General features: G+C 72.5%; 22 protein-coding genes. 9 read left to right on the forward strand and 13 right to left on the reverse strand.

The features are described 5' to 3' along the window. Positions 1-104 precede the first annotated feature (104 nt). From ACWIF2_RS18665 to hypA, 8 genes are all read left to right on the forward strand, one after another. Complete coding sequence (locus ACWIF2_RS18665) at positions 105-1,658, forward strand: hypothetical protein (protein WP_454361605.1); 1,554 nt, start codon at positions 105-107, stop codon at positions 1,656-1,658. Between the two features lies 1 nt (position 1,659). Then, the gene (locus tag ACWIF2_RS18670; protein WP_454361606.1) at positions 1,660-2,751 is read left to right on the forward strand and encodes an NADH-quinone oxidoreductase subunit B family protein; all 1,092 of its coding nucleotides are present in this window, start codon (positions 1,660-1,662) and stop codon (positions 2,749-2,751) included. 70 nt (positions 2,752-2,821) lie between these two features. Next, entirely contained in the window at positions 2,822-4,615 is a 1,794-nt protein-coding gene (locus ACWIF2_RS18675; protein ID WP_454361607.1) for a nickel-dependent hydrogenase large subunit, read from the forward strand. Further along, a complete protein-coding gene (locus ACWIF2_RS18680) occupies positions 4,608-5,159 on the forward strand; it encodes a NifU family protein (protein ID WP_454361608.1) in 552 nt (183 codons plus the stop codon). The genes ACWIF2_RS18675 and ACWIF2_RS18680 overlap by 8 nt, the downstream gene beginning before the upstream one ends. After that, positions 5,156-5,752 (forward strand): DUF5947 family protein, encoded by a 597-nt coding sequence (locus ACWIF2_RS18685; protein ID WP_454361609.1) that lies wholly within the window; start codon positions 5,156-5,158, stop codon positions 5,750-5,752. The genes ACWIF2_RS18680 and ACWIF2_RS18685 overlap by 4 nt, the downstream gene beginning before the upstream one ends. A gap of 42 nt (positions 5,753-5,794) precedes the next feature. Continuing rightward, the gene (locus ACWIF2_RS18690; RefSeq protein WP_382488246.1) at positions 5,795-6,001 is read left to right on the forward strand and encodes a hypothetical protein; all 207 of its coding nucleotides are present in this window, start codon (positions 5,795-5,797) and stop codon (positions 5,999-6,001) included. 82 nt (positions 6,002-6,083) lie between these two features. After that, a complete protein-coding gene (locus tag ACWIF2_RS18695) occupies positions 6,084-6,233 on the forward strand; it encodes a hypothetical protein (RefSeq protein WP_454361610.1) in 150 nt (49 codons plus the stop codon). Between the two features lie 7 nt (positions 6,234-6,240). Further along, a complete protein-coding gene (gene hypA, locus ACWIF2_RS18700) occupies positions 6,241-6,597 on the forward strand; it encodes a hydrogenase maturation nickel metallochaperone HypA (protein WP_454361611.1) in 357 nt (118 codons plus the stop codon). Positions 6,598-6,647: 50 nt separating this feature from the next. Here the strand turns inward: hypA and hypE are convergent, their stop codons facing one another. The 13 genes from hypE to ACWIF2_RS18765 form a co-directional block, all read right to left on the reverse strand. Further along, positions 6,648-7,718 (reverse strand): hydrogenase expression/formation protein HypE, encoded by a 1,071-nt coding sequence (hypE, locus tag ACWIF2_RS18705; protein ID WP_454361612.1) that lies wholly within the window; start codon positions 7,716-7,718, stop codon positions 6,648-6,650. Beyond that, positions 7,711-8,853 carry a hydrogenase formation protein HypD gene (gene hypD / locus ACWIF2_RS18710; RefSeq protein ID WP_454361613.1) on the reverse strand — a complete coding sequence of 381 codons (1,143 nt, stop codon included), beginning with the start codon at positions 8,851-8,853 and terminating at the stop codon, positions 7,711-7,713. The genes hypE and hypD overlap by 8 nt, the downstream gene beginning before the upstream one ends. Beyond that, positions 8,850-9,131 carry a HypC/HybG/HupF family hydrogenase formation chaperone gene (locus tag ACWIF2_RS18715; RefSeq protein WP_454361614.1) on the reverse strand — a complete coding sequence of 94 codons (282 nt, stop codon included), beginning with the start codon at positions 9,129-9,131 and terminating at the stop codon, positions 8,850-8,852. Before ACWIF2_RS18715 ends, hypD begins: the two co-directional genes overlap by 4 nt. 3 nt (positions 9,132-9,134) lie before the next feature. Continuing rightward, the gene (hypF, locus tag ACWIF2_RS18720; protein ID WP_454361615.1) at positions 9,135-11,459 is read right to left on the reverse strand and encodes a carbamoyltransferase HypF; all 2,325 of its coding nucleotides are present in this window, start codon (positions 11,457-11,459) and stop codon (positions 9,135-9,137) included. After that, on the reverse strand, positions 11,456-12,199 hold the full coding sequence (hypB, locus tag ACWIF2_RS18725; protein WP_454361616.1) for a hydrogenase nickel incorporation protein HypB: 744 nt from the start codon (positions 12,197-12,199) through the stop codon (positions 11,456-11,458). Before hypB ends, hypF begins: the two co-directional genes overlap by 4 nt. A gap of 48 nt (positions 12,200-12,247) precedes the next feature. Continuing rightward, positions 12,248-12,835 (reverse strand): hydrogenase maturation protease, encoded by a 588-nt coding sequence (locus tag ACWIF2_RS18730; protein WP_454361617.1) that lies wholly within the window; start codon positions 12,833-12,835, stop codon positions 12,248-12,250. Further along, on the reverse strand, positions 12,832-14,568 hold the full coding sequence (locus ACWIF2_RS18735; protein ID WP_454361618.1) for a hydrogenase maturation protein: 1,737 nt from the start codon (positions 14,566-14,568) through the stop codon (positions 12,832-12,834). Before ACWIF2_RS18735 ends, ACWIF2_RS18730 begins: the two co-directional genes overlap by 4 nt. Before the next feature lie 288 nt (positions 14,569-14,856). After that, a complete protein-coding gene (locus ACWIF2_RS18740; RefSeq protein ID WP_454361619.1) occupies positions 14,857-15,555 on the reverse strand; it encodes a TetR/AcrR family transcriptional regulator in 699 nt (232 codons plus the stop codon). Next, positions 15,522-17,528: a CocE/NonD family hydrolase gene (locus tag ACWIF2_RS18745; protein ID WP_454361620.1), complete on the reverse strand. Its 2,007-nt coding sequence runs from the start codon at positions 17,526-17,528 to the stop codon at positions 15,522-15,524. Before ACWIF2_RS18745 ends, ACWIF2_RS18740 begins: the two co-directional genes overlap by 34 nt. Next, positions 17,525-19,273, reverse strand: coding sequence for a dipeptide ABC transporter ATP-binding protein (locus tag ACWIF2_RS18750; RefSeq protein WP_454361621.1), 1,749 nt, complete (start codon positions 19,271-19,273; stop codon positions 17,525-17,527). The genes ACWIF2_RS18745 and ACWIF2_RS18750 overlap by 4 nt, the downstream gene beginning before the upstream one ends. Further along, positions 19,273-20,157, reverse strand: coding sequence for an ABC transporter permease (locus ACWIF2_RS18755; RefSeq protein ID WP_454361622.1), 885 nt, complete (start codon positions 20,155-20,157; stop codon positions 19,273-19,275). The genes ACWIF2_RS18750 and ACWIF2_RS18755 overlap by 1 nt, the downstream gene beginning before the upstream one ends. Then, entirely contained in the window at positions 20,154-21,110 is a 957-nt protein-coding gene (locus ACWIF2_RS18760; protein ID WP_454361623.1) for an ABC transporter permease, read from the reverse strand. Before ACWIF2_RS18760 ends, ACWIF2_RS18755 begins: the two co-directional genes overlap by 4 nt. 2 nt (positions 21,111-21,112) lie before the next feature. Next, positions 21,113-22,696, reverse strand: a complete 1,584-nt coding sequence (locus tag ACWIF2_RS18765) for an ABC transporter substrate-binding protein (protein ID WP_454361624.1) — start codon at positions 22,694-22,696, stop codon at positions 21,113-21,115. 200 nt (positions 22,697-22,896) lie between these two features. Between ACWIF2_RS18765 and ACWIF2_RS18770 the strand changes: the two genes are divergently transcribed. Next, the gene (locus ACWIF2_RS18770) at positions 22,897-23,655 is read left to right on the forward strand and encodes an IclR family transcriptional regulator (RefSeq protein ID WP_454361625.1); all 759 of its coding nucleotides are present in this window, start codon (positions 22,897-22,899) and stop codon (positions 23,653-23,655) included. Positions 23,656-23,723: the final 68 nt, after the last annotated feature.

Genomic DNA, 23,723 nt, shown 5'->3' on the forward strand with positions numbered 1-23,723 from the left:
CCCCGAACGGCCCAACCGAATAGGCCGGAGGAGGCGGGGGCGGATGAGCGGTGTGACCGTGGTGGAAGGGATGCGCGTACACACACGGACGACGAGGAGGCGCGATGGCGGAGGGACTGGTCGAGGGCGGCAGGGCGTGCGCTGCCACCACGGGCGCGGCGGAACGGCCGCCGGGACGGTCCCGGGACGTCTTCGAGCAGCTGAGCGCCGTCGCCGACGCCGTCCTCTACGAGGGCTACCTCCTCTACCCCTACCGCCGGTCATCGGCCAAGAACCGCGTCCGATGGCAGTTCGGGGTGCTGTTCCCCCGGGACTGGGTGGAGTCGGACGGCCCCGTCGTCCCCGGTGTGTCGGGCTCCGCCGACTCCTGGTACCAGCAGACCGAGTGTCTGCTGCGTATCCGGCGGCCCGGCGACCCCTCCGTCCGTGTGCGGATCCGCTACCTCCAGACACAGCGCAAGCAGGTGGAGGAACCCGCGGGCTCCGAGGACTCCGGCCACCGTCCCGTGGCCTCACTGCGCACCGACGACGGCACCGTGCACCTGACCTTCGACGAGGCCGTACCGCGCGAACACGAAATCGTGGTCCCCCTCGACGAGCTCCTCGACAGGGGACGCACCGTTCCCGTGGGCGCGGCGGCCGGCATGGACATCGAGCCACTGCCCGCGGGCGCCGGGCGGGTGGTACGGCACCGCGACGAGGTACGGGCCGAAACCACCCTCACCGCCGAGCGCCTCACCGACGACCTCTGCCGGCTTCGGGTCCGCACGGCCAACACCGGGCCCGCACCGGCGGCACGGACCACGCGTGAAGAGGCACTGCGCCGGGCCCTCGTCGCCACCCACACCCTCATCGGCGGCGACGGAGTGGAGTTCGGCTCGCTGACCGATCCGCCGGCGGACCTGGCGGCACCCGCGCGCGACTGCCGGAACGAGTTCACCTTCCCCGTCCTCGGCGGCGAAGCCGATGACGCCGGACGCATCCTGCTGTCCGCGCCGATCATCCTGCCCGACCATCCCCAGGTCGCCCCCGAGAGCCCCGGCGACCTGCACGACGCCGCCGAGATCGACGAGATCCTCACCCTGCGCACCATGCTGCTGACCGACGAGGAGAAGCGTGAGGCGCGGGCCACCGACCCCAGGGCGGCCGCGATCCTCGACCGGGTCGACACCATGCCGCAGGAGGTCTTCGAACGGCTGCACGGCGCCGTCCGCTCCCTGGCACCGGTCGCCCCGGCGACCGCGCGGGCAGCCGCCGAACGCCCCGCCTGGTGGCAGGAGGGCGCCGACGACGGTCTCTCCCCGACCACCGACACCGTCCTCGTCGACGGCGTGCCCCTCGGTGGCGGCAGCCGCGTCCGGCTCCGTCCCCGCGGACGGGGCGCCGACGCCCAGGACATGTTCCTGGCCGGCCGGACCGCCGAGGTCGCCGCCGTCTTCCACGACGTGGACGGCAGCGTCCACCTCGCCGTCACCCTCGACGACGACCCCGCGTCCGAACTGCACACCTGGTACGGCCGCTTCCACTACTTCCGGCCCGACGAGCTCGAACCGCTCGAGCCCGCCGGAACCCCGGACGAGCCGTCGGCACCGGCTCCCGCCGCGGCACCAGCCCGGCACACAACCGACTCCGAGACCCCCGCAGCGGAGGCCGAGTGACATGACAACGAACAGCAGTACAGCCGAGGTCAGCAAGGAACCCAGTCGCGCCGAGGACCGTCAGGGCTTCGACGAGATCACCATCCTCTGGATCTCCGAGGGTATGAGCTGCGACGGCGACACCGTGTCGCTGACCGCCGCCGACCAGCCCTCCATCGAGGACCTGGTGCTCGGCCTGATCCCGGGCCTGCCGAAGGTGAACCTCGTCAACAAGGTGCTCTCCCCGAGCCTGGGCGGCGAGGACTTCCTCGCCCCCTACCGGGCCGCCGTACGCGGCGACCTCGCCCCGTTCATCCTCGTCATCGAGGGCTCGGTCCCCAACCAGAACATCATCGAGGGCGACGGCTACTGGACGTCCTTCGGCAACGACCCGGAGACCGGCGAGCCGCAGCCCCTGAACTGGTGGATCGACCAACTGGCCCCCAAGGCCTGGGCGGTGGTGGCGGCCGGCACCTGCGCCACCTTCGGCGGCATCCACGCCATGTCCGGCAACCCCACCGGCTGCATGGGCCTCGCCGACTACCTCGGCTGGGACTACACCTCGCAGGGCGGGCTGCCCGTCGTCAACGTGCCCGGCTGCCCGATCCAGCCCGAGAACTTCATGGAGACCCTGGTCTGGGTCCTCTACCACGCGGCCGGCTCCGCGCCCCCGCCGCCGCTGGACCACATGCTGCGCCCGCAGTGGCTGTTCGGGAAGACGGTCCACGAGGGCTGCGACCGCGGCTCGTACTACGAGCAGGCCAGCTTCGCCAAGGACTACAACTCGCCCAAGTGCCTGGTCAAGACGGGCTGTTGGGGTCCGGTCGTCAACTGCAACGTGCCCAAGCGCGGCTGGATGGCCGGCATCGGCGGCTGCCCGAACGTCGGCGGCATCTGCATCGGGTGCACGATGCCCGGCTTCCCCGACGCGTTCATGCCGTTCATGGACGAGCCCCCGGGCGGAACCCTGTCGTCCCTGGCCATCAGGCCCTACGGGGCCGTCATCCGCCGTCTGCGCGGCATGACCAACGAGTTGGTCAACCACGAACCCAGGTGGCGCCACAACAAGCGCAAGCTGACCAGCGGCTACGACCCGCACTGGCGGTCCTCGTGAGGCCCGCCGCGCGCACCGGCGCGCACCCCACCACCCACCGGAACACCGACAGCGAGGGGCAGTACCACAGATGACCACCACCGAGGCCCGGCCCACGGAGCGCAAGCCGCCACAACTCGTGGACATGTCCTGGGATCCGATCACCCGGATCATCGGCAACCTGGGCATCTACACGAAGATCGACTTCGCCAACCGGGAAGTCGTGGAATGCCACAGCACCTCGTCGCTCTTCCGCGGCTACTCGGTGTTCATGAAGGGCAAGGACCCGCGCGACGCGGGCTTCATCACGTCCCGGATCTGCGGCATCTGCGGCGACAACCACACCACCTGCTCCGACTACGCGCAGCAGATGGCCTACGGCGTCAAGCCTCCCCCGCTGGCCGACTACATCGTCAACCTCGGCGAAGCGGCGGAGTACATCTTCGACCACACGATCTTCCAGGACAACCTGGTCTTCGTGGACTTCTGCGAGGCGATGGTCAAGTCCACCAACCCCAGCCTCCTGGCCCGCGCCGAGCGCACCGACGCACCCCGCGGCGAGATCCACGGCTACCGCACCATCGCCGAGATCATGCGGGCCTTCAACCCCTTCGAGGGCGAGGTGTACAAGGAGGCCCTGAAGGTCAGCCGCATCACCCGCGAGATGTTCTGCCTGATGGAGGGGCGGCACGTCCACCCGTCCACGCTGTACCCGGGCGGCGTCGGCACCATGCCGCAGCCGACCGCCTTCACCGACTACCTCAGCCGGCTCATGCGGGTCATCGACTTCGTGAAGAAGGCCGTCGCCATGAACGACGACGTCTTCGACTTCTTCTACGAGGCGCTGCCCGGCTACGAGGAGGTCGGCCGCCGCCGCACCCTGCTGGGCTGCTGGGGCGCCTTCCAGGACCCCATGACCGTCGACTACCGCTACGAGACGATGAACACCTGGGGCAAGCAGATGTACGTCACCCCGGGCATCATCGTCGACGGCGAGCTGGTCACCAACAACCTCATCGACATCAACCTCGGTCTGCGCATCATGCTGGGCAGCTCGTACTACGAGGACTGGGTGAACGAACAGCCCTTCGTCACGCACGACCCGCTGGGCAACCCCGTCGACATGCGCCACCCGTGGAACCAGACGACCGTCCCGGTGCCGCAGAAGCGCGACTTCGACGACAAGTACAGCTGGGTGATGAGCCCGCGCTGGTACGACAAGCGGACCGACGCGCACCTCGCCCTCGACACCGGCGGCGGCCCGCTCGCCCGCCTGTGGTCGACCGCGCTCAGCGGCCTCGTCGACACCCCGTACGTCAAGTCCACCGGCCACAGCGTGCGCATCTCGCTGCCCAAGGGCGAGTCGCTGCCGGAGACCACCCTGGAGTGGCGCATCCCGAAGTGGAGCAACACCATCGAGCGCGACCGCGCCCGGCCGTACTTCGTCGCGTACGCGGCCGCGATGGCCCTCCAGTTCCTGGAGGAGGCCATGGGGATGGTGCGCGCGGGCGAGACCAAGGTGTTCGAGAACTACGAGGTGCCCGACGAGGCGATCGGCTGCGGCTTCCACGAGGCCGTGCGCGGCGTCCTCTCCCACCACCTGGTGATCAAGGACAAGAAGATCGCCAACTACCACCCGTACCCGCCCACCCCGTGGAACGCCAGCCCCCGCGACATCTACGGCACCCCCGGGCCGTACGAGGACGCCGTCCAGGGCCAGCCCATCTTCGAGGAGAACGGGCCGGACGACTTCAAGGGCGTCGACATCATGCGCACCGTCCGCAGCTTCGACCCCTGTCTGCCGTGCGGTGTGCACATGTACGTCGGCAAGGGCAAGACGCTGACCACCCTGCACTCGCCGACGTACGGGGCGAACCATGGCTGAGGCCGCCGGCGCGCGGCTGGCCGACCCGGACGTCGAGGCCCGGCTCGCCCGGCTCGACGATCTGCTGGAAGGCCTCGAGTCCGCGCCCGGCCCCACCACCCGCTCCGCCACCGAGGCGGTCGCGCTGCTGACCGAGGTCTACGGCGAGGCACTGGCCCGCGTCATGGACCACGCGGACGGGACGCTGGCCGGGAACCTGGCCGGCGACGAGTTGCTGGGCCATCTGCTGGTCCTGCACGACATCCACCCCGAGCCCGCCGAGCGCCGGGCGGCCCGCGCCGTCGAGCGGCTGCGGCCCGCCGTCCAGGAGCGCGGCGGCGACGTGGAGTGGGCCGGGGTGGAGGGACAGGTCGCCCGGGTGCGCCTGACGGCGGGCGGCGGGTGCGGCTCCGGCTGTGGTGGCGGAGGCTCCGAGGTCACCGACGCGGTCCGCGCGGCGGTCCTCGCCGTGGCTCCCGAGCTGACGGCGGTGGAGCCGCTGCCGAGCACGCCGGCCCCCGCGTTCGTACCGCTGACCACGCTGACGACCCGGGACGCACGGTGACCACCGAAGGGGCCCTGGCCCGCCTCATCCGCTCCTCGGCCGACCGTACGGCGGCGGCCGCGGAGGAGGTGTGCGACCTGTGCGCCGCGCCCCTCGCCGAGGAGCACGCCCACCTCCATGACGCCGGGCAGGAGGAGGTGCGCTGCGCCTGCCGGCCCTGCTCGGTGCTGTTCGCCGAGGCCGGGGCGGGTGACGGCCAGTACCGGCTCGTGCCCCGGCGCCGGCTCCGGCTGCCGCACGTCGACACGGCGGTGCTGGGCGTACCGGTGGGTCTGGTCTTCTTCGTGCCCCGGGCGGACGGCACCGTCACCGCGCAGGGCCCGAGCCCGGCGGGGGCCATGCGGTGGGAGGTGGACGCTGCGGCCTGGCGGGAACTGGCCGGCACGGTTCCACAGCTCGCCACCGTGGAACCCGAGGTGGAGGCCCTGCTGGTCAACACGGTCCACGGTCTCGACCACCACTGGATCGTGCCGGTCGACGACTGCTACCGGATGGTCGCCGTCGTACGCCGGGAGTGGCGCGGCCTCTCCGGCGGCGGCCGGGTCTGGCCGGTCGTCGAACAGTTCTTCGAGGACCTCACCGAGCGGCCATGAGCACGCACTCCGCAGGTCGGAGGCGAGGAAGGAGAGCACCCCATGGGCAGCATCAGAGTGGGCCGGCCCCAGGCGAAGCCCGACACCCCCGGGCACGTCGCCGGCATGCACCAGGGCAACAAGGGACGGTACGCGGAGCAGAAGGGCCACCACGAGGACGGCACCGCCGACGCGCGCCGCTCCACGGGTATCCACTGGAAGCGGCATGACGCCCTCGTGGAGGGCATGCCGAACATCTCGCCGGGATGAGAGCCGGTCTCGGACAGAGCAGGGAGTCGCCGCAATGAAGGTCAAACGAGTACGCAGACCCGTCGCGCGCAGGCGAGGCGGGATGAGCGGACAGCGGGTGCTGAAGGCCGAGGCCGCCCTGGCGGGCGGTCTGGTCCTGGCACTGTTGTGCTGGGAGTGGCCCAGCCTGAGGCGGGAGGCGCGGATCTGGCGGATGGCCGGCGGGTTCCGCGCGGGCAACCGGTATCCGTGATCCGGCCGTGCACGAACTGTCGATCGCGACCGCGATCATCGAGCGGGCCGACGAGCTGGCCCGGGCGGACGGGACGGACGCCGTCTCGACCGTGACCGTCCGGGTCGGCGAACTGGCGGGCGTCGTCCCCGACGCCCTCGGTTTCGCCTTCGAGGTGGCCCGCGACGGCACCGCCCTCGCCGGGGCCACGCTCGTGGTCGAGCAGATCCCCGGACAGGCCTGGTGCGGCCCGTGCGCCGAGGAGTTCCCGGTGGGCATGCCCCCGTTCTTCTGGTGCCCCCGCTGCGATCAGCCCTCCAACGATCTGCGCAGCGGCCGGGAGCTGGAGATCACGGGCATCGAGCCGTCACCGGCCTCCGCATAGCGCGACTGGGCCCCGCCGACACCTTCGGCGGGGCCCACTCGCATGCCCGGTCAGCAGATGCGCGGCAACTGCTCGCCGAGCGGCAGATCCACCACCCGCGTGCCGCCCAGACCGGTGGCGACCACCACCATCCCGGGGTGCTCGGCGACGCACTCGCCGATCAGCGCGGCCCCGGAACCCTGCGGATGGGCGCGCATCGCCGCGAGCACCCCGTCCGCCGCCGACGGGGGCACGAAGGCCACCAGCCGGCCCTCGTTGGCGACGTACAGGGGGTCGAGACCGAGGAAGCCGCAGGCGTTCGCCACCGCGTCCGGCACCGGAACGGCCCGCTCCTGGAGCCGTACGCCGGTCCCGGAGGCTCGGGCGATCTCGTTGAGCGACGCCGCCAGGCCACCCCGGGTGGGGTCGCGCAGCACATGGATGTCCGGTGTGACGGCCAGCATCGCCGCCACCAGATCCGCCAGCGGCGCGGTGTCGCTGGCGACCTCGGCCCCGAACTCCAGCCCCTCCCGCACACTCATGATCGCCACCCCGTGCAGACCGATCGGCCCGCTGACGATCACCGCGTCACCCGGCCGCGCGCGCTGCGGCCGGATGTCCACGCCCTCGGGCACGAGCCCCACCCCGGCGGTGGTGACGTACACCCCGTCGCCGTGCCCGGTCTCGACGACCTTGGTGTCACCGGTGGCGATCGTGACCCCGGCGGCCTCGGCCGCCGCACCCATGGCGCGCGCGATCCGTCCGACGACGGTCAGCTCCACGCCCTCCTCCAGTACGAAGGCGGCGGACAGGTAGGCCGGCCGGGCGCCGCTCATCGCGAGATCGTTGACCGTGCCGTTGACCGCGAGGTCGCCCAGGCAGCCGCCCGGGAAGAACAGCGGCCTGACCACGTACGAGTCGGTGGAGAACGCCAGCCGCGCGCCGCCCAGTTCGAGGACGGCGGAGTCGGCGAGACCTGCCAGGGTGGCGTTGCCGTAGGCGGGGACGAAGACCTGCTCCATCAGCTCCGCCGACAGCGCGCCTCCGCCGCCGTGGCCCATCACCACGACCGGCTGGTCGCGCAGGGGAGCGGGGCAGGTCCAGTTCGCCGGGTCGACGGTGTCGGCGAGTTGTTCAGGCAACGGGGTTCATCTCCTCCCGCGCGGCCCGCTCGGCCTGCGGTGTCGCGGCGTTCATCCGGCGGTACAGGTAGTAGGCCGCGCAGGCGCCCTCGCTGGAGACCATGGTGGCGCCGAGCGGGTTGCGCGGGGTGCAGGTGGTGCCGAACGCCTCGCACTCGGTCGGCTTGATCAGCCCCTGAAGCACCTCGCCGCTACGGCACTCGGCGGGTTCCTCGGTGCGGATCCCGCTGACGTCGAAGCGGTGCTCGGCGTCGTAGGAGCGGAAGGCGTCGGTCAGCCGCCAGCCGCTCAGCGGGATCGGCCCGATGCCGCGCCAGTTCCGGTCGGTGACCTCGAACACCTCCTCGATCATGCGCACCGCTGCCGGATTGCCCTCCTCGCGCACGGCACGCGGATACGCGTTCTCCACCCGGTGCTCACCGCGCTCCAGCTGCCGGACCGCCAGGCGGATGCCCTCCAGGATGTCCAGCGGCTCGAAGCCGGTCACCACCATCGGCACCCGGAACCGCTCGGCCAGCTCCGGGTACTCCGCCATGCCCATCACGCTGCACACATGGCCCGCGGCCAGAAAGCCCTGCACCCGGCATTCGGGCGCCGTCATGATCGCCTCGACGGCCGGGGGGACCCGCACATGGGACACCAGCAGGCTGAAGTTGGTCAGGCCCAGACGCCTCGCCTGGTGCACGGCCATCGCGTTGGCCGGGGCCGTGGTCTCGAAGCCGATCGCGAAGAACACCACCTCCCGGTCCGGGTGGCGGCGGGCCAGCTCCAGGGCGTCGAGCGGCGAGTAGACCACCCGTACGTCGCCGCCCTCGCCCTTGACCCGGAACAGGTCGCGGTCGGTGCCCGGCACCCGGAGCATGTCGCCGAAGGAGCAGAAGATCACGCCGGGCCGCGAGGCGATCTCCAGCGCCTTGTCGATGACCTCCAGCGGAGTGACACAGACCGGGCAGCCGGGGCCGTGGATCAACTCCACCTGCTCGGGCAGCAGCTGGTCGATGCCGTGCCGGATGATCGAGTGGGTCTGACCGCCGCACACCTCCATCAGGGCCCACGGCCGGGTGGCCGTGGCACGGATCTCGTCCAGCAGCCGCCGGGCCAGATCGGGGTCGTTGAACTCGTCGATGTACTTCACGCCGTTCCCGCCTCCTTCGCCGCCTGCTCCCAGGCGTCCCCGAACTCCTCCTCCAGCAGCCCCAGTTCCTCGAACAGCTTCAGCGAGGCAAGGGCCGACTCCTCGTCGAGACGCTGGAGCGCGAAGCCGACGTGCACGATGACGTACTCACCCACCCGCACATCGGAGACGTACTCCAGGCACGCCTGCTTCTGCACTCCGCCGAAATCGATCAGCCCGGTGAGCGGTTCCGCACCGTCGTCGATGGCCACGACCTTGCCGGGCACTGCCAAACACATGGGTCACTCCTCCTGTCGTAGGTGCGCCGCGACCACCAGCTGGCCGAGGGCCAACCCGCCGTCGTTCGGCGGGACTTCGCCGTGGCGGAGAACCGCGAAGCCGTCTTCGGACAGCAGCCGCGCGCACTCCTCCTCCAGCAGCGCGTTGGCGAAGACCCCGCCGCTGAGGGCGACGGCGGCCAGGCCGGTGTCCTGACGCGCACGCCGGCAGATCTCCGCGACGGCCCTCGCCACCGCGCGGTGGAAGCGGGCGGCGAGCACGGGGGCCGGGGTACCGCGCCGCAGATCGGCGACGAGTGCGTTCAGCACGGGCGCCGGGTCGTACGTACCGGCGGCGAAGCCGAAGTCGTAGGCCGAGGTGCCCTCGCCCCAGGCCGAAGCGGCGGCGGCCTCCAGCTCCAGGGCCGCCTGGGCCTCGTACCCCGCGCGATGGCACACGCCCACCAGGGACGACACGGCGTCGAAGAGCCGGCCCATGCTGGAGGTCGCCGCACAGGCCACTCCGCGCGTCAACTGCTGCCGCAGAACGGCAAGTTCGTCGGCCGCGCAGGCGGTCACACTGGGCAGATCCGCGTCCCACGGCAGACCCGCCGCCCACAGCCGGGCCAGGGCCAGCCGGCACGGGTTGGCCACGCCCGCGTCCCCGCCGGGCAGCGGGGCGGGGGCCAGGCGGGCGAAGCGCCGGTAGCCGCTGTAGTCGGCGAGCAGGATCTCGCCACCCCAGACGGTGCCGTCGTCGCCGTAGCCCGTGCCGTCGAAGGCGACGCCGATCACGGGCGCGGTGCCGTCGAGGCCGTGCTGGGCCATCGCCGAGGCGATGTGCGCGTGGTGGTGCTGGACGAAGACGGGCGCGACCCGGTGGGCCCGCCGACGGGCCCACCGCGCGGACTGGTACCCCGGATGCCGGTCGGCGGCGACGAGTTCGGGGGTGATGCCGGTCAGCGCCCGCAGGTGCGCCTCGGCCCGCCGGGCCGCCTCCAGGGTGGTCAGATCACCCATGTCGCCGATGTGCGGGCCGAACCAGGCGTGGTCGCCCTCGCCGAGGCACAGGGCGTTCTTCAGGTCCCCGCCCACGGCGAGTGTCGGCCGCACCGGGATCGGCAGCCGCAGCGGGCGGGGCACGTACCCCCGGGACCGGCGCAGCACCTGCTCGGTGCCGTCGGGGCGTACCCGCAGCAGCGAGTCGTCGCAGGGCGAGGAGATGGGCCGGTCGTGGGCGAGCCAGGCATCGGCCAGACCTGCCAGCCGGGTCAGAGCCTCGTCGTCGTCCGTGACGATCGGTTCGCCGGAGCGGTTGCCGCTCGTCATGACCAGCACACGAGGGCCCGGCGGATCGCCGGGCAGGCCGAACAGCAGGGTGTGCACGGGCGTGTAGGGCAGCATGACGCCGAGGTGCGGGCTGCCGGGACAGACGCCGGGCGCGAGGCCCGCCCGCTCCGCTCGCCGCCGCAGCAGGACGATGGGGCGGCGCGCGCCGGTGAGGGCGGCCAGTTCAGCCGTGGAGGGGGCGGCGATCCGCCGTACGGCGTCGAGGTCCGCGCACATCACCGCGAACGGCTTGCCACCGCGCGCCTTGCGGGTGCGCAGCGTCTCGACGGCCCGCGCGTCGGTGGCGTCACACGCCAGGTGGTAGCCGCCGAGGCCCTTGACGGCGACGATCCGCCCGGCGGCCAGCAGCGCCCGCGCAGAGGCCAGCGCGTCGGCGTCCCGCGCCGGGCGGACATCGCTGCCCGAGGCGGGCACCAGGCGCAGCCGGGGGCCGCAGTCGGGGCAGGCCACCGGCTGGGCGTGGAAGCGCCGGTCGCCGGGATCGCCGTACTCCCGGGCGCAGCCGGCACACATCGGGAAGCCGGCCATGGTCGTGACCGCCCGGTCGTACGGCATGCCCGTGGCGATGGTGAAGCGGGGCCCGCAGTGGGTGCACGTGACGAACGGGTGCCGGTGGCGGCGGTCGGCCGGGTCGGCCAGTTCCCGCAGGCAGTCGGGGCAGGTCGCCGTGTCGGGCGGGAGGAGGGTGCGGCCGGGGGAGCCGTCGGAGGAACGGATGCGGAACGTGTCGTCGGCGCCGCTGACCGGCAGGTCCTCCAACCCGACACCGGTGACCGTGGCCAACGGCGGCGGCTGCTGAGCCAGCCGGTCGCAGAACTCGGCGATGCCCTGCGGCGGTCCCTGCACCTCGATGAGGACACCGCTCGCCGTGTTGCTCACGAACCCCGCGAGCGCGAGATCGGTGGCCAGCCGGTGCACGAAGGGGCGGAACCCCACGCCCTGCACCGTGCCGCGCACGGTGACGCGGCGGCGCACCGCCTGAGCGGCGGGGGCCGTCACGGGACGAGGCCGGCTTCGGCGCCCTCGTGGGAGTGGGAATGGGAGTGCGGCCTGGGTGCCAGGGGAGGCCGGTGCACGGCGGCCCCGTCCCGTACGGCGAGCACCCGCTCCAGGAGGGTGTCGACACCGTCGTCGGTCCGGGCACAGGAGAACAGCAGCTCCACCCCGGGATTGACGCGCTGTACGTTGGCGGCGAACGCGGCCTGGTCGAACCCGGCGGGCCCGGCCAGATCGATCTTGGTGAGCACCACCAGATGGGCGGACCCGAAGGCCGTCGGGTACTTCAGCGGCTTGTCCTCGCCCTCGGTCACCGCCATGAGTACGATCCGCAGGCTCTCGCCGAGGTCGTAGGAGGCAGGGCAGACGAGGTTGCCGACGTTCTCGACGAACAGCAGCGAGGTGTCCCCGGGCAGCCAGCTCTCCACATGGCCGCGCAACTGCCGCGCCTCCAGATGGCACAGACCGTCCGTCAGCAGCTGCTTGACGGGGGCTCCCGAACGGGCGAGCCGGTCGGCGTCGTTCTCCGTCGCCAGGTCGGCGGTGAGCGCGGCCACCGGAAGGCCCCGCTCCACCGCCCTGGCCAGCACCCGACCGAGCAGCTCCGTCTTGCCGCTGCCCGGGCTGGACAGCAGGTTGACCACGCTCACGCCCCGCCGGGCCAGCTCCTCGCGCAGCCCCGCGGCCAGGGAGTCGTTCTTCGCCAGGACGGCCTGGGTGACCTCGTCCACGGAATCGCACATGGGGCCGCTCCTCGCGGTCGGTAGGGCATCGGTAGGGAAATCAGTCCGCTACCGATCCTCCGCGCCGCCGCTCACCGTGCCCGGCAGCCCGGCCGACGACAGGGCGGTGGATTCGTCCGGGCGGCTCAACGGGGGCATGGCCGCCGGGTCGGAGAGCAGCACCGGAACCATGGTGTGCAGCGCTTCGACGGCCCGCCCGACCGCCTCGCGCACCGTCGCGCTGATGCCCGGCGCGATGTCCTCGTCGGCGGGTGTCCTCAGCTCGGGCTCGCAGGCGAGGACGAGGACGCGCGGCAGCGGCTCGTCGCCCAGGTGGGCGGCCAGGGCGAGGACCTTCGCCGGGTCCATGCCGTGCGCCTCGGGCGGGGCGCCCGCCGTGCCGCCGTCCGGCAGGTCCGGCTCGACCAGCGACAGGGTGCCGGGCTCGTGCCCCCGTACCGCCGCGTCCACCAGGACGGCCGTGTCGTAGCCGTCGAGCAGTTCGTACGCCAGGTCCATCCCGCGGATGCCGAAGTCCCGCACCCGCACCTGAGGCGGCAGCGGGTTCCGCTCCAAGGCGCGGATCACCTCGGGGCCGAAGGCGTCGTCCGCGAGGAAGATGTTGCCGACACCGGCGACGAGCAGCCGCGCACTCATCGCGCACCCGCCAGCGGCCTGGGGGAACCGGTCGGGAGCTTGCGGACGAAGGCGGACCGCAGCGCGTGGTACGGCGCGTCCCGGTCGAAGAGGATGGCGCGCATGCGGGCGAGTTCGGTCCGCCGGTATTCGGCGAGGGGGCGCTGGAGCTCGTCCGCGTGACGGGCCGTCGTCTTGACGGTGATCCGGGTCGCCAGGTCGGGGTCGTCGGCGAGTGCCGCGGCCAGCCGCTCGACCTCGGCCGTGAACTCCTGTGCCCGGGCGGGCACCAGACGGTCCACCAGCCCGATCCGCTCAGCCGTCGCGGCGCTCACCGGCAGCGCCTGGCTCGTCAGCCGCTCGGCCGTCTCGGCTCCCACCCGGCGCGGCAGCGAGTACGTCCAGTACTCCGAGCCGTACAGGCCCATGTTGCGGTAGTGCGGATTGAGGACGCCGCCCGTGCGGCACCAGACCTCGTCCGCGGCCAGGGCGAGCATGACGCCGCCGGCCGCCGCGTTGCCGCCGAGCGCCGCCACCACCAGCCGGTCGGTGGTGCGCAGCACGGCTTCGACCAGGTCGTTCATGGCGTTGAGGTTGGACCAGGACTCGCCTGCCGGGTCGCTCGACGCCTCGATGACGTTGAGATGGATGCCGTTGGAGAAGAAGTCGCGGGCGCCGCCGAGCACCAGCACCGAGGTGGGGCGGCTGAGCGCGTACCGGTAGGCGGCGAGCAGCCTGCGGCAGTGGGTCGTGCTCATCGCCCCGCCGGGGAACGAGAAGGTCACGAAGCCGACCGCACCGTGCTGCCGGTAGCGGATGTCGGTCCAGGTCGTGCGGTCCGGGGGCAGTTCGAGCGGGGCGGCGATCTCGGGCAGCCAGTGCGGGCGGTCGCTCGAGTTCGGCAGGCCGTGGGATCCGGGCGGGGCCGGGAAGGTGGCGAGGACGGAGGCCGCCGGGCGGCGGAACGGCGCCGGGTCGCCCGAGCTCTTGCGGGGGCGCAGCTCCGGGATCCACACCGCGCCGTCCCGGGTGGCCCGGCACACCGCGCCGGACCGGGTCGCGAGCAGCTCCCCGGGCTCACCCCGCAGCCGGTCCTCGGGGTGCCCGCCGTGCAGGAACACCTCCCGGCCGCAGAGCTCGTCCCGGACGCCGGGCTGCGAGTCGGCCCCGCGGAGCTTGCGCAGCACCGTGGCCGTGCTGTCCCGCTCCCAGTCGATCCGCCGCTGCTCCTGGCGGAAGAAGTCCCGCCACACCACGTTGATCCCGGGCTCGCTCTGCGGGCGTGGTTTGTACGAGCCGTCGGCGTAGCGCCGCACGGCCTGGAGTACCGCGGCTGTCGCGGCGTCGGCGACCTCGTTGCGGTACATGTCGCTCTTGCCCACCGGCGGCACGGGGAAGACCCCGTCCGCCCACACGTCGCCCGCGTCCATCGCCGCCTCGGCCTGAAGCACCGTCACGCCCCATTCGGGCGACTCCCCGGCGATCGCCCAGTCCAGGGAGGACGGCCCCCGGTCGCCGGGTGGTCCGGGGTGCACGATGAGGCAGGTGTGCTGCTGCCACACATCCTCCGGCAGGGCCGACTTCAGCATCGGGGCGACGACCAGGTCCGGGCGCACCTCCTGTACGGCGGCCCGGACCGCGTCGGCGCCGTGCGAGGCGAGGACGACGTCGACCCGGTGTCCCTCATCCGACAGTTCCGCGTACACACGCTGGGACAGGCTGTTGAACGCGCTGACGACGAGCAAGATGTCCATGACATGGCATGCTCGCCGCTCGGACGAGGGCCGAGAAGGACCACCGCGGCGTTTCGCGGCCCTCGTCCGCTTCCGGGCTACTCTCCCGACGGTGCCGTCAGCGGGACCCCCAGGCCCACCGGAGTGCCGAAGTTCGGCGTACGGTCGGCGTTCCAGGTGAACTTCTGTGCTCTGGTCATGCCCAGTGTGTACCTGTACGTCACCGTGGACGACGAGGGGTGGCCCAGCACGCCGAGCACATCGAGGACGGACAGATCCGCTCCCTCTGTGGGCCGGCTGGGGGCACCCTCACGCGGGTGATCGGGGAACGAGTTCCCGTTCGATGAACCGGTTGAGGTGGTGCCGTGCCTGCTGAGTGGTCAGGGGCGGTGCCTGGCGCAGGCGTTGCAGGGCGAGGCCGTCGGCGAGGGCGGCGAAGCGGGCCGTGAAACCGTCGAGGTCGTCACCGCTGAACTCGCCGTCGGCGACGCCCCGTTCGGCCAGGGCACGGATCTGCCGGTGCCAGGCCGCGTACCGGTCGGCCTGCCCCCGAGCGAATGCCTCGTCCGTGCTCTGCTCGCCCACGTGCCAGAAGTCGAACCACATCCGCCAGTGCCGGTCGGTGTCCTCGGTGAACAGCGCGTCGACGAGCAGTCTGAGCGCCTCGGCCCCGCTGGTCGCGTGCTCGGCGGCCTCGCTGAGCGCCGCGTAGTACTGCTCGATGTGCAGCACCATGGCCTCGGAGAGGACCTCCTGCACACTGTCGAAGTGGTAGGTGACCGTGCCGACGGACACCCCGGCCGCGGCCGCCACGTCGCGCACGCCGACCGACTTGTAGCCGCGCTCCGCGATCAGCGGCACGGCCGCGTCGACGATGAGACGCCGCCGCACCTCGGTGGGCTGCCGGGTCCGGTCGCGGGCGGCGACGGCACGGCGCGGGCTCTTCGCGCCCTGCCGCGGCTGCTCGGCGCCCGTCATCCCGACGTCCTCGGGGTGGTGCGGTGCCATGCGCGCTCGGCCACTGTCTCTCCGTTCCCCCGTGCCTCGATACGGCTGTCCATGATGAACTCCGCGGCCGTGGCGCGCAGCTCGGTCCGGGCCATGATCTCAGCGTCCCAGTCGTCCCCGCGCCGCAGCCGGATGCGCCACTCGGAGACGGCTCGCGCCGACAGCGGGTCGTCGGTGCGGATGGTGTAGGTCTCGCGGGCGCTCTCCTCGTAGCGCAGCCCGTCCGGGTAAGTCCGGGACCCCCCGTAGCCGGGGTCGACCTCCAGGGTCCACTCGCCCTTGGCGACGTCGTGCGTGACCAGCCGCTCGGGGCGGGGGTCCGGGGGAGTGTCGTACGTGACCGGCATCGGTACCGCCTGCTCCGGCTCCTCGAAGCGGACGGCGACCTCGTCGGCGCCCTCGCGCACGGGCAGCAGGACCGCGCTGCCGGCCGGGACGACATACAGCGCCCCGCGTTCGCCGTGCGGCCACACCCAGGGCCAGTACGTGTCGGAGACGGCGACACGGACGCGGTGGCCGGGCGGGAAGGCGTAGCCGATGCCGTTGAGCTCGAACTCGACGTCCTCGTACGTCCCCGGAGTCCATTCGACGGCGTGTTCGCGGCCCTTCCTGCTGAGCAGGTTGAGCACGCCCCGGGTGACGAGCGTGGACGAGCCGTCGGGAGCGACATCGCACACGCGCGCGATGACATGGGCCCGCGGGGTGTCGCTGTCGAGGCGGAGCCGGACACGCGGCCGGCCGAGGATCTCCACGCGCCGGTCCAGGGGCGCGGAGTCGAAGCAGACGGACCTGCCGTCCTCCTCGCGCTGGTCGGGCGGCAGGTCGGCGGCGTTGCCGAACGGGAAGAAGCGGCCGGCGTCGAGGCCGGTGTGCTGCGGGGAGCGCACGAGGACCGGGTCACGGCCCTCGCCGAGCGGCCGGGTGTCCCAGGTGACGTCCGGGCTGGGCCACTCGGCGTCGCTCACCCAGCGGCCGGGCATCTCCTCGTGCCTGGGGGAGGGCGGTACGGGGTCGTTCAGCCAGGCGCGCAGCAGCGGCTCCGCCATGACGCCCGTGTCGGTGTCCTTGAGGTGCTGGTCCCACCAGCGCAGGGTCTCCTGGAGGAACCCGATGGCCGGGCCGGGCGGCAGTCCGCGGTCGGGGTACTGGTGCGACCAGGGGCCGATGATCCCCCGCACCCGTTCGCCGGGGAGGTGCTCCACGAGTCGCAGCACGGTGTCCCGGTACGGGTCGTTCCAGCCGCCGACCGCGAGGACGGCCGCGTCGATCGCCGTGTAGTCCTCGCAGACGCTGCCGTGCCGCCAGTAGTCGTCCCGCTGCTGGTGCTCCAGCCAGGTGTGCAGAAAGGGTTCGAGCGAGTCGAGGCGCTCGCGCCACATCGGCAGCCAGCGGTCCGCGCCGACGTTCGAGGGGTCCGGCGGGCGTGCGGTGAAGGCGAGCATGGTGCCGGCCCAGGCGAGCATGTCGATGCCGAGGACGGCGCCGCCCGTGTAGTGCACGTCGTTGTCGTAGCGGTCGTCCGTGGAGCAGACCGTCACGACCGCCTTGAGCGGTTCGGGGGCGAGGGCGGCGATCTGGAGGGAGTTGAAGCCGCCCCAGGAGATGCCGAACATCCCGACCTTGCCGGTGCACCAGGGCTGCGCGGCAAGCCAGTTGACGACGTCCACGCCGTCCGCGAGTTCCTGGGCGTCGTACTCGTCGCCGGGCCTGCCCTCGCTGTCGCCGTGGCCGCGGACGTCGACCCGGACGGAGGCGTAGCCGTGACCGGCGTACCAGGGGTGGCGCTGGGCGTCGCGCGGAGCGGTCCAGTCGCTCTTGCGGTACGGCAGGTACTCGAGCAGCGCGGGCACGGGGTCCGACTCGGCGTCGGCCGGGCGCCAGATCCGGGCGTGCAGGCGGGTCGTGCCGTCCCGGGTGGGGATCCACACGTCCTCGCGGACGACCTGGCGTTCGAACCGGTCGCGGTACTTCACGAAACTCCTTCTGCGACGGGGGCGGTCGGGTTGTCGTCGGGGGTGCCGGCGGGCCGCCAGCGGCGGACGCGGTGGCCGGCGCCGTGGTCGGTCCACATCTCGCCCTCCTGGGCCGTGTCGGCCCAGTCGGGGGCCGCCTCGACCGGCGGTTGTGCGTCGGGGTCGGGTTCGAGGGCGGCCGCCATCAGCTGCCGTGTGTACGGGTGCCGGGGATCCGAGAAGACGGCTTCCGTCGGGCCCTCCTCGACGACGACACCGCCGCGCAGGACGACGACGCGGTCCGCGATGCCGCGCACGACGGCCAGGTCATGGCTGATGAACAGACAGGCCAGGTCGCGTTCCCGGCGCAGGTCGTCGACCAGGTGCAGCACATCGGCCTGGACGGAGACGTCCAGCGCGGTGGTGATCTCGTCGGCGATGAGGACGTCCGGTTCGCCCGCCAGCGCCCGTGCGATGCCGATGCGCTGCCGCTGACCGCCGGAGAGCTGGGCGGGCAGCCGGTCGGCGAAGGCCGGGTCCAGCCGTACGTCGGCGATGAGCCGCCGGGCCCGCTCGGCCGACTCCGCCCGGCCGCCGGCCGTGCCGAAGAACCGCAGCGGACGCCGGATGGCGTCACCGACCGAGCGCCGGGGGTTGAGCGAGGTGTCCGCGTTCTGGAAGACCAGTTGCACCCGCCGCCGCAGGGACATCGGCCGCCGCTGCGCGGGCCGGGCCAGATCGCCCGACTCGTGGGTCATGGTGCCACCGGACGGGGCCCGCAGCCCCGCGAGGGTCCAGGCCAGCGTGGACTTGCCGCTGCCCGACTCGCCTACGAGAGCCAGGACCTCACCGCGCCGGACCTCGAAGGAGACTCCGTCCACGGCACGGGAGCTGCCGTAGTCGACGGTGACGTCCCGGGCCGAGACGGCGACCCGCGCGTCCTCGGGCACCACGGCTCTCGGGCGGATCTCGCGCTCGCCCGTCTCCCTGACGAGGGCGAGACCGGCGTCGTCCAGCCGCGGCACGCTCGCCAGCAGCCGCTTCGTGTACGGCTCCCGGGGCAGCGCGAACAACTCCCGCGTGGGCGCCGACTCCACCACCCGGCCCGACTTGAGCACACACACCTCGTCGGCCAGGTGCGCCACGACGCCAAGATCGTGACTCACCAGCACGGCCGCCAGGCCCAGTTCGTCGCGCAGGGCGGCGATCAGGTCCAGCACGCCCCGCTGGGTGACGACGTCCAGGCCGGTCGTCGGCTCGTCGAGGACCAGCACCTTGGGACGGGCGGCGATCGCCATGGCGAGGGCGACGCGCTGCTGCTGGCCGCCGGACAGCTCGTGCGGATAGCGGCGGGCCAGCTCGGCGGGGCGCGGCAGCCGGACCTGGTCGAGCAGATCGGTGACGGGGATGTCGCCGCCCGCCTCCGCGATCTGCCGGCCGACGCGCATGGACGGGGTCAGCGCCTGGCCCGCGTTCTGGGCGACCATGGCGACCGTCCGGCCGCGCAGCCGCCGCAGCTCGGGAGCGGACAGGGCGAAGACGTCCTGTCCGTCCACCGTCACCGAACCGCCGGTGACCTCGGAGCCGTGCCGCAGATGCCCGAGCAGGGCCGCGGCGAGGGTCGACTTGCCGCTGCCGGACTCGCCGACCAGCGCGAGGGTCCGGCCCGCTGCGGCCTCGACCGACACCTCGTGCACCACGGGTACCTGACGGCCCCCGGAGCGGTAGGCCACGGACAGGGAGTTCACGGAGACGAGCGGGGTCATCAGGAGCCCTCCCTGATCCGGTCGACGCCCCAGGCCTTGGAGAGGCCGTCGGCCGCGAGGTTGAGTCCGATCACGAGCGTGGCCAGGGCGATGATCGGCGCGACGCTCGCCATCGGCACGACGGTGATGGCGGTGCGGTTCTCGGCGACCATCAGTCCCCAGTCCGGCGTCGGCGGGTCGGCTCCGAAGCCCAGGAAGGACAGCGAGGAGATCAGCAGCACGACCCAGGAGGCACGCATCGCGAACTCGACGCACACGACGTCCACGATGTTCGGCAGGACCTCCCGGCGCAGGATCGACCAGGTGCCCTCCCCGCGGGCCCGGGCGGCGGTCACATAATCGGCGGGCACCACCGCGAGGGCGGCCCCGCGCACCACCCGCACCACCTGCGGGACGAACACGACGGCGACGGCGAGGACGATGACGGCAGGTCCGGTGCCGAGCGCGGTCACGACCACGAGCAGCGCCAGCACCGCCGGTATGGCCAGCACGGCGTCCAGCACCCGCCCGATCAGGTCGTCGAACCAGCCGCCGCGCAAGGCGGTCCCGCAGCCGATGACCGTGCCGAGGGCGACGCTCACGACGGTGGCGGCGACGGACACGCCGAGCGCGTACCGGCCGCCGTACAGGACACGCGCGAGGACGTCGCGGCCGTACTGGTCGGTGCCCGCCCAGTGCTCCCCGCCCGCACCGAGCAGGGCCTGCGAGGCGTTGCCCGCGATCGGGTCGTAGGAGGTGAGCAGCGGGGCCAGCAGCGCGATCACGACATGGACGGCGACGATCGCGAGCCCCACGACGGCCGCGCGCGAGGAGCGCAGGGTGCGCCACGCACGGGCGGCGCGCGGGGCCGGGGCGTCGGCCCGGACGGTGTCGACCGTGGTCATCGGGTCCTCCCTCGGGTGCGGAGCCTGGGATCGAGGGCCATGGCGCCGAGGTCGGCGGCGAGGTTGCACGCGACGTAGACGACGGCGCTGATCAGGGCGATGGCCTGGATGACGGGCAGGTCCCGGTTCTGCACCGAGGAGAGCATCAGCTTGCCGATGCCCGGATAGTTGAAGACGTTCTCGACGACGGCGACGCCGCCCAGCAGCCAGGCCACGTTGAGCGCGATCACGTGCAGGACCGGCAGCAGGGCGCTGGGCAGGGCGTGCCGGGTGACGACCCGCCAGGTGGACAGGCCCTTGAGGCGTGCGGTGGTGACGTACTCGCTCGCCATCACGTCGATCACCGAGGTGCGGGCCATGCGGACGATGTAGGCGGCCATCACCACCGCGAGGGCGAGGGCCGGGAGCCACACGGCGGGCAGCAGCTGGCCGACCGTGGCGTCGGGGCCGTAGAGGACGACCGCGGGGAACCACGGCAGCGCGACCGAGAAGCACAGCACGAGGACGGTGGCCACGACGAACTCGGGGACGCTCATGCCGACGAGACTGACCGTCGAGATGAGGTGGTCGGGCCAGCGGTCGCGGTAGAGCCCGGCGACGATGCCCAGCAGCAGTGAGCCGGTCACCGCGAACAGGATCGTGAGGCCGGCGATGAGCATGGAGTTGCCCAGATACTGGGTGACTTCACCGCCGACAGCCGTCCCGGAGACCAGGGACGTGCCGAAGTCGCCGTGCAGGGCACCCCACATCCAGTCGCCGTAGCGTTCGAAGGCGGGCCGGTCGAGGCCGAGGCTGCCGCGCAGCTCGGCCACCGCCTCCGGGGTCGCGTCCTTGCCGAGGACCTGGGTGGCGACGTCCCCGGGCAGGGCCTGGACGGCGAGGAAGACCAGCAGCGAGGAGAGCAGCAGCGTGCCGAGCGCGGCCGCGATCCGGCGGGCGACGAAAGAGAGCATGGTCAGGCCCCCTTCAGGCCGATGCCGAGGTAGTCGAACTCGAAGCCGTGCTCGGCGTAGCCGCGCACCTTGCGCGAGATGCCCACGAGCCGGTCGGCGAACATCGGGGTCATCGCACCGCCCTTGTCGATCACCCAGGTCTGCGCCTCGCCGTAGAGGTCACGGCGCCTGGCGTCGTCGGTCTCGGCCCGCGCCCGGTCGAGCAGCGCGTCGAAGCCCTGGTCGGACCAGGCGGTCTCGTTGTACGAGGACCCGCTGCGGAAGACCTGGTTGAAGAGCTGGTCGACGGGCCGGCCGGTGTACCAGTAGGTGGCCATCAGCGGCTGCTTCATCCAGATCTGTGTGTAGTACGAGTCCGCCGACGCCGTCTTGACGCGGATCCGGATGCCGGCCCGCTTCGCCGACTCCTGGTAGGCGAGCGCCATGGGCGTGAAGAGGGGGTCGTACGCGGAGGTGTACAGGTCGACGGCCAGGTCCTCGTGGCCCGCCTTCCGCAGCAGGTACCGGGCCTGCTCCGGATCGTGCTCGGGGTGCGCGGCGATGTGCGCCGGGTCGTCCGGAGGCACCGGGTTGTCCCAGCCGGGCCTGCCCGCGCCCTGCAGCGCGGCCTTCACGATGTGCTCGGGGTCGTAGGCGAGCTTCATGGCCCGGCGGACCCGGACGTCGGTGAAGGGCTTGTCGGTGGTGAGCATCGGCAGCACGTACCACTGGCCGTTCTTCACCCGGGCGATGGTGGCGCGGTCGGAGGCGGCCACGACCCGGGCGGTCGCGAAGTCCAGATTGGTCTGGGACAGCAGGTCGACCTGCCCGGCGAGCAGGGCGTTGGAGCGGGCGGACATGTCCGCGACCGAGTAGAAGGCGATCGCGTCGAGCACCGGACGGCCCGCCCAGTGGTCCCGGTACGCGGTGACGCGGCCGGGGCCGGCCGGTGCGAAGGACTCCAGCTTGAAGGGGCCGGTGCCGATGCCGGTGCGGCCGATGGACTTCCCGCTGCCCTCGGGGACGACGTAGCAGTTGTAGTGCGTGAGCAGGCTCGGGAACTCGGCGTTCGGCGACTTCAGCGGCACCACGAGGGTGTGTGCGTCGGGGGTGCGCAGCCGCCCGGGGTCGACGAGCGGGGCGAGGACGCCGGCCTGCGGGGACGCCGTCGCCTTGTCCAGGATGTGCCGCAGCGTGTAGGCGGCGTCGGCGGAGGTGAAGACCCGGCCGTCGTGGAAGGTGACGCCCTTGCGGAGCCGGAAGGTCCAGGTGCGCGCCGCGCCGTCCGGTTCCCAGGACTCGGCGAGGTCGGGAGCCACCTCGCCGTCCGTGCCGATGCGGACCAGCCGGTTGTAGAGGGCGCCCAGGTATTCGTAGGCGGACAGGGAGCTCGCCGGGTCGAGGGTCTCCGCGTCGGAGGCGGGCGGACGGGCGATCCGCAGGGTCCCGCCGCGGTCGGGCGCGCCGCGCTGGGCGACGGCCGGCAGGACGGGTGCGGCGGTGGCGCCCGAGCAGCCGGTCAGCAGCCAGGACGCGCCGAGCGAGGCCGCACAGGCGGTGCCCGCGGCTAGCACCGAGCGGCGCCCTGGGTGATGCGTGCCGGACATGAACCGACCTTCCCTGTCGCTATTCGTACGCTGAACGATTGAGTGAATTCCGTGAACGATAGCGAGCAGGCGGTTTCAGGCCAACCCTTCGGCTGTGAAGAAGTCGTTACAAACGCAACGGCGGCCCCGGGGGGCGGGGTGAGCCGGGCCGGATGTCCGGCCGCCTTGCCCCCTCCGTGTGCCTGACGCAGGCTGGTCCTATGGCTGAGCAAGCCGGCCCTACGCTGATCACGTCCGTCCAGCGGGCCATGCGTCTGCTGGAGGCGGTCAGCGCGCACGAGAACGGCGCCCCGGCGAAGCAGCTGGCGCGGGAGACGGGCCTGCCCCTGGCCACCGCCTATCACCTGCTGCGGACACTGGTCCACGACGGGTACGTGCGGAAACTGGACGACGGCGGGTTCGTCCTCGGCGACAAGCTGCAGACGCTGAAGTCCACCGGCCGTGCCCAGGCGCTGCTGAACCGGGTCCGGCCCACGCTCGCCGCGCTGCGGGACGAGCTCACGTCCGCCGCCTACCTCACCTTCTACGAGGACGGCGAGATCCGGGTCGCCGAGATCGTCGACGGCCCCGGGACGCCCCGTGTCGACCTCTGGGTGGGCTTCGAGGACGCGGGGCACGCGACCGCGCTCGGCAAGTCCGTGCTGCGGGAACTGGACGTCGAGGCCCGCAAGGACTACCTCTCCCGCCACCAGCTCGCCGACCTCACGCCACGGACGATCACCAGCCTGCCGGAGCTGCTCCGGCGGCTGGAAACCGCCCCCATGGCCCCGGCCGTCACGGACCTGGAGGAGTACTCCCTCGGCACGGTCTGTGTCGCCGTCCCGGTCTACAGCGGCGACACCATCGGTTCCCTCGGCGTCTCACTCCCGGTGAACCGGCTCTCCCGGCTGTCGGAGGCCCGGGAGCGGCTGCTGCCGACCGCGAGCCGGGTGACCCGGAGCCTCTCGCTCACTATCTGAAAATCCGCTTCTTGCCGGTGCCCCAGGCCACCCCTTTTTCTGGATGAAACAGACATTTCAGGGGTGCG

The sequence above is a fragment of the Streptomyces sp. NPDC055506 genome (genome assembly GCF_053643595.1).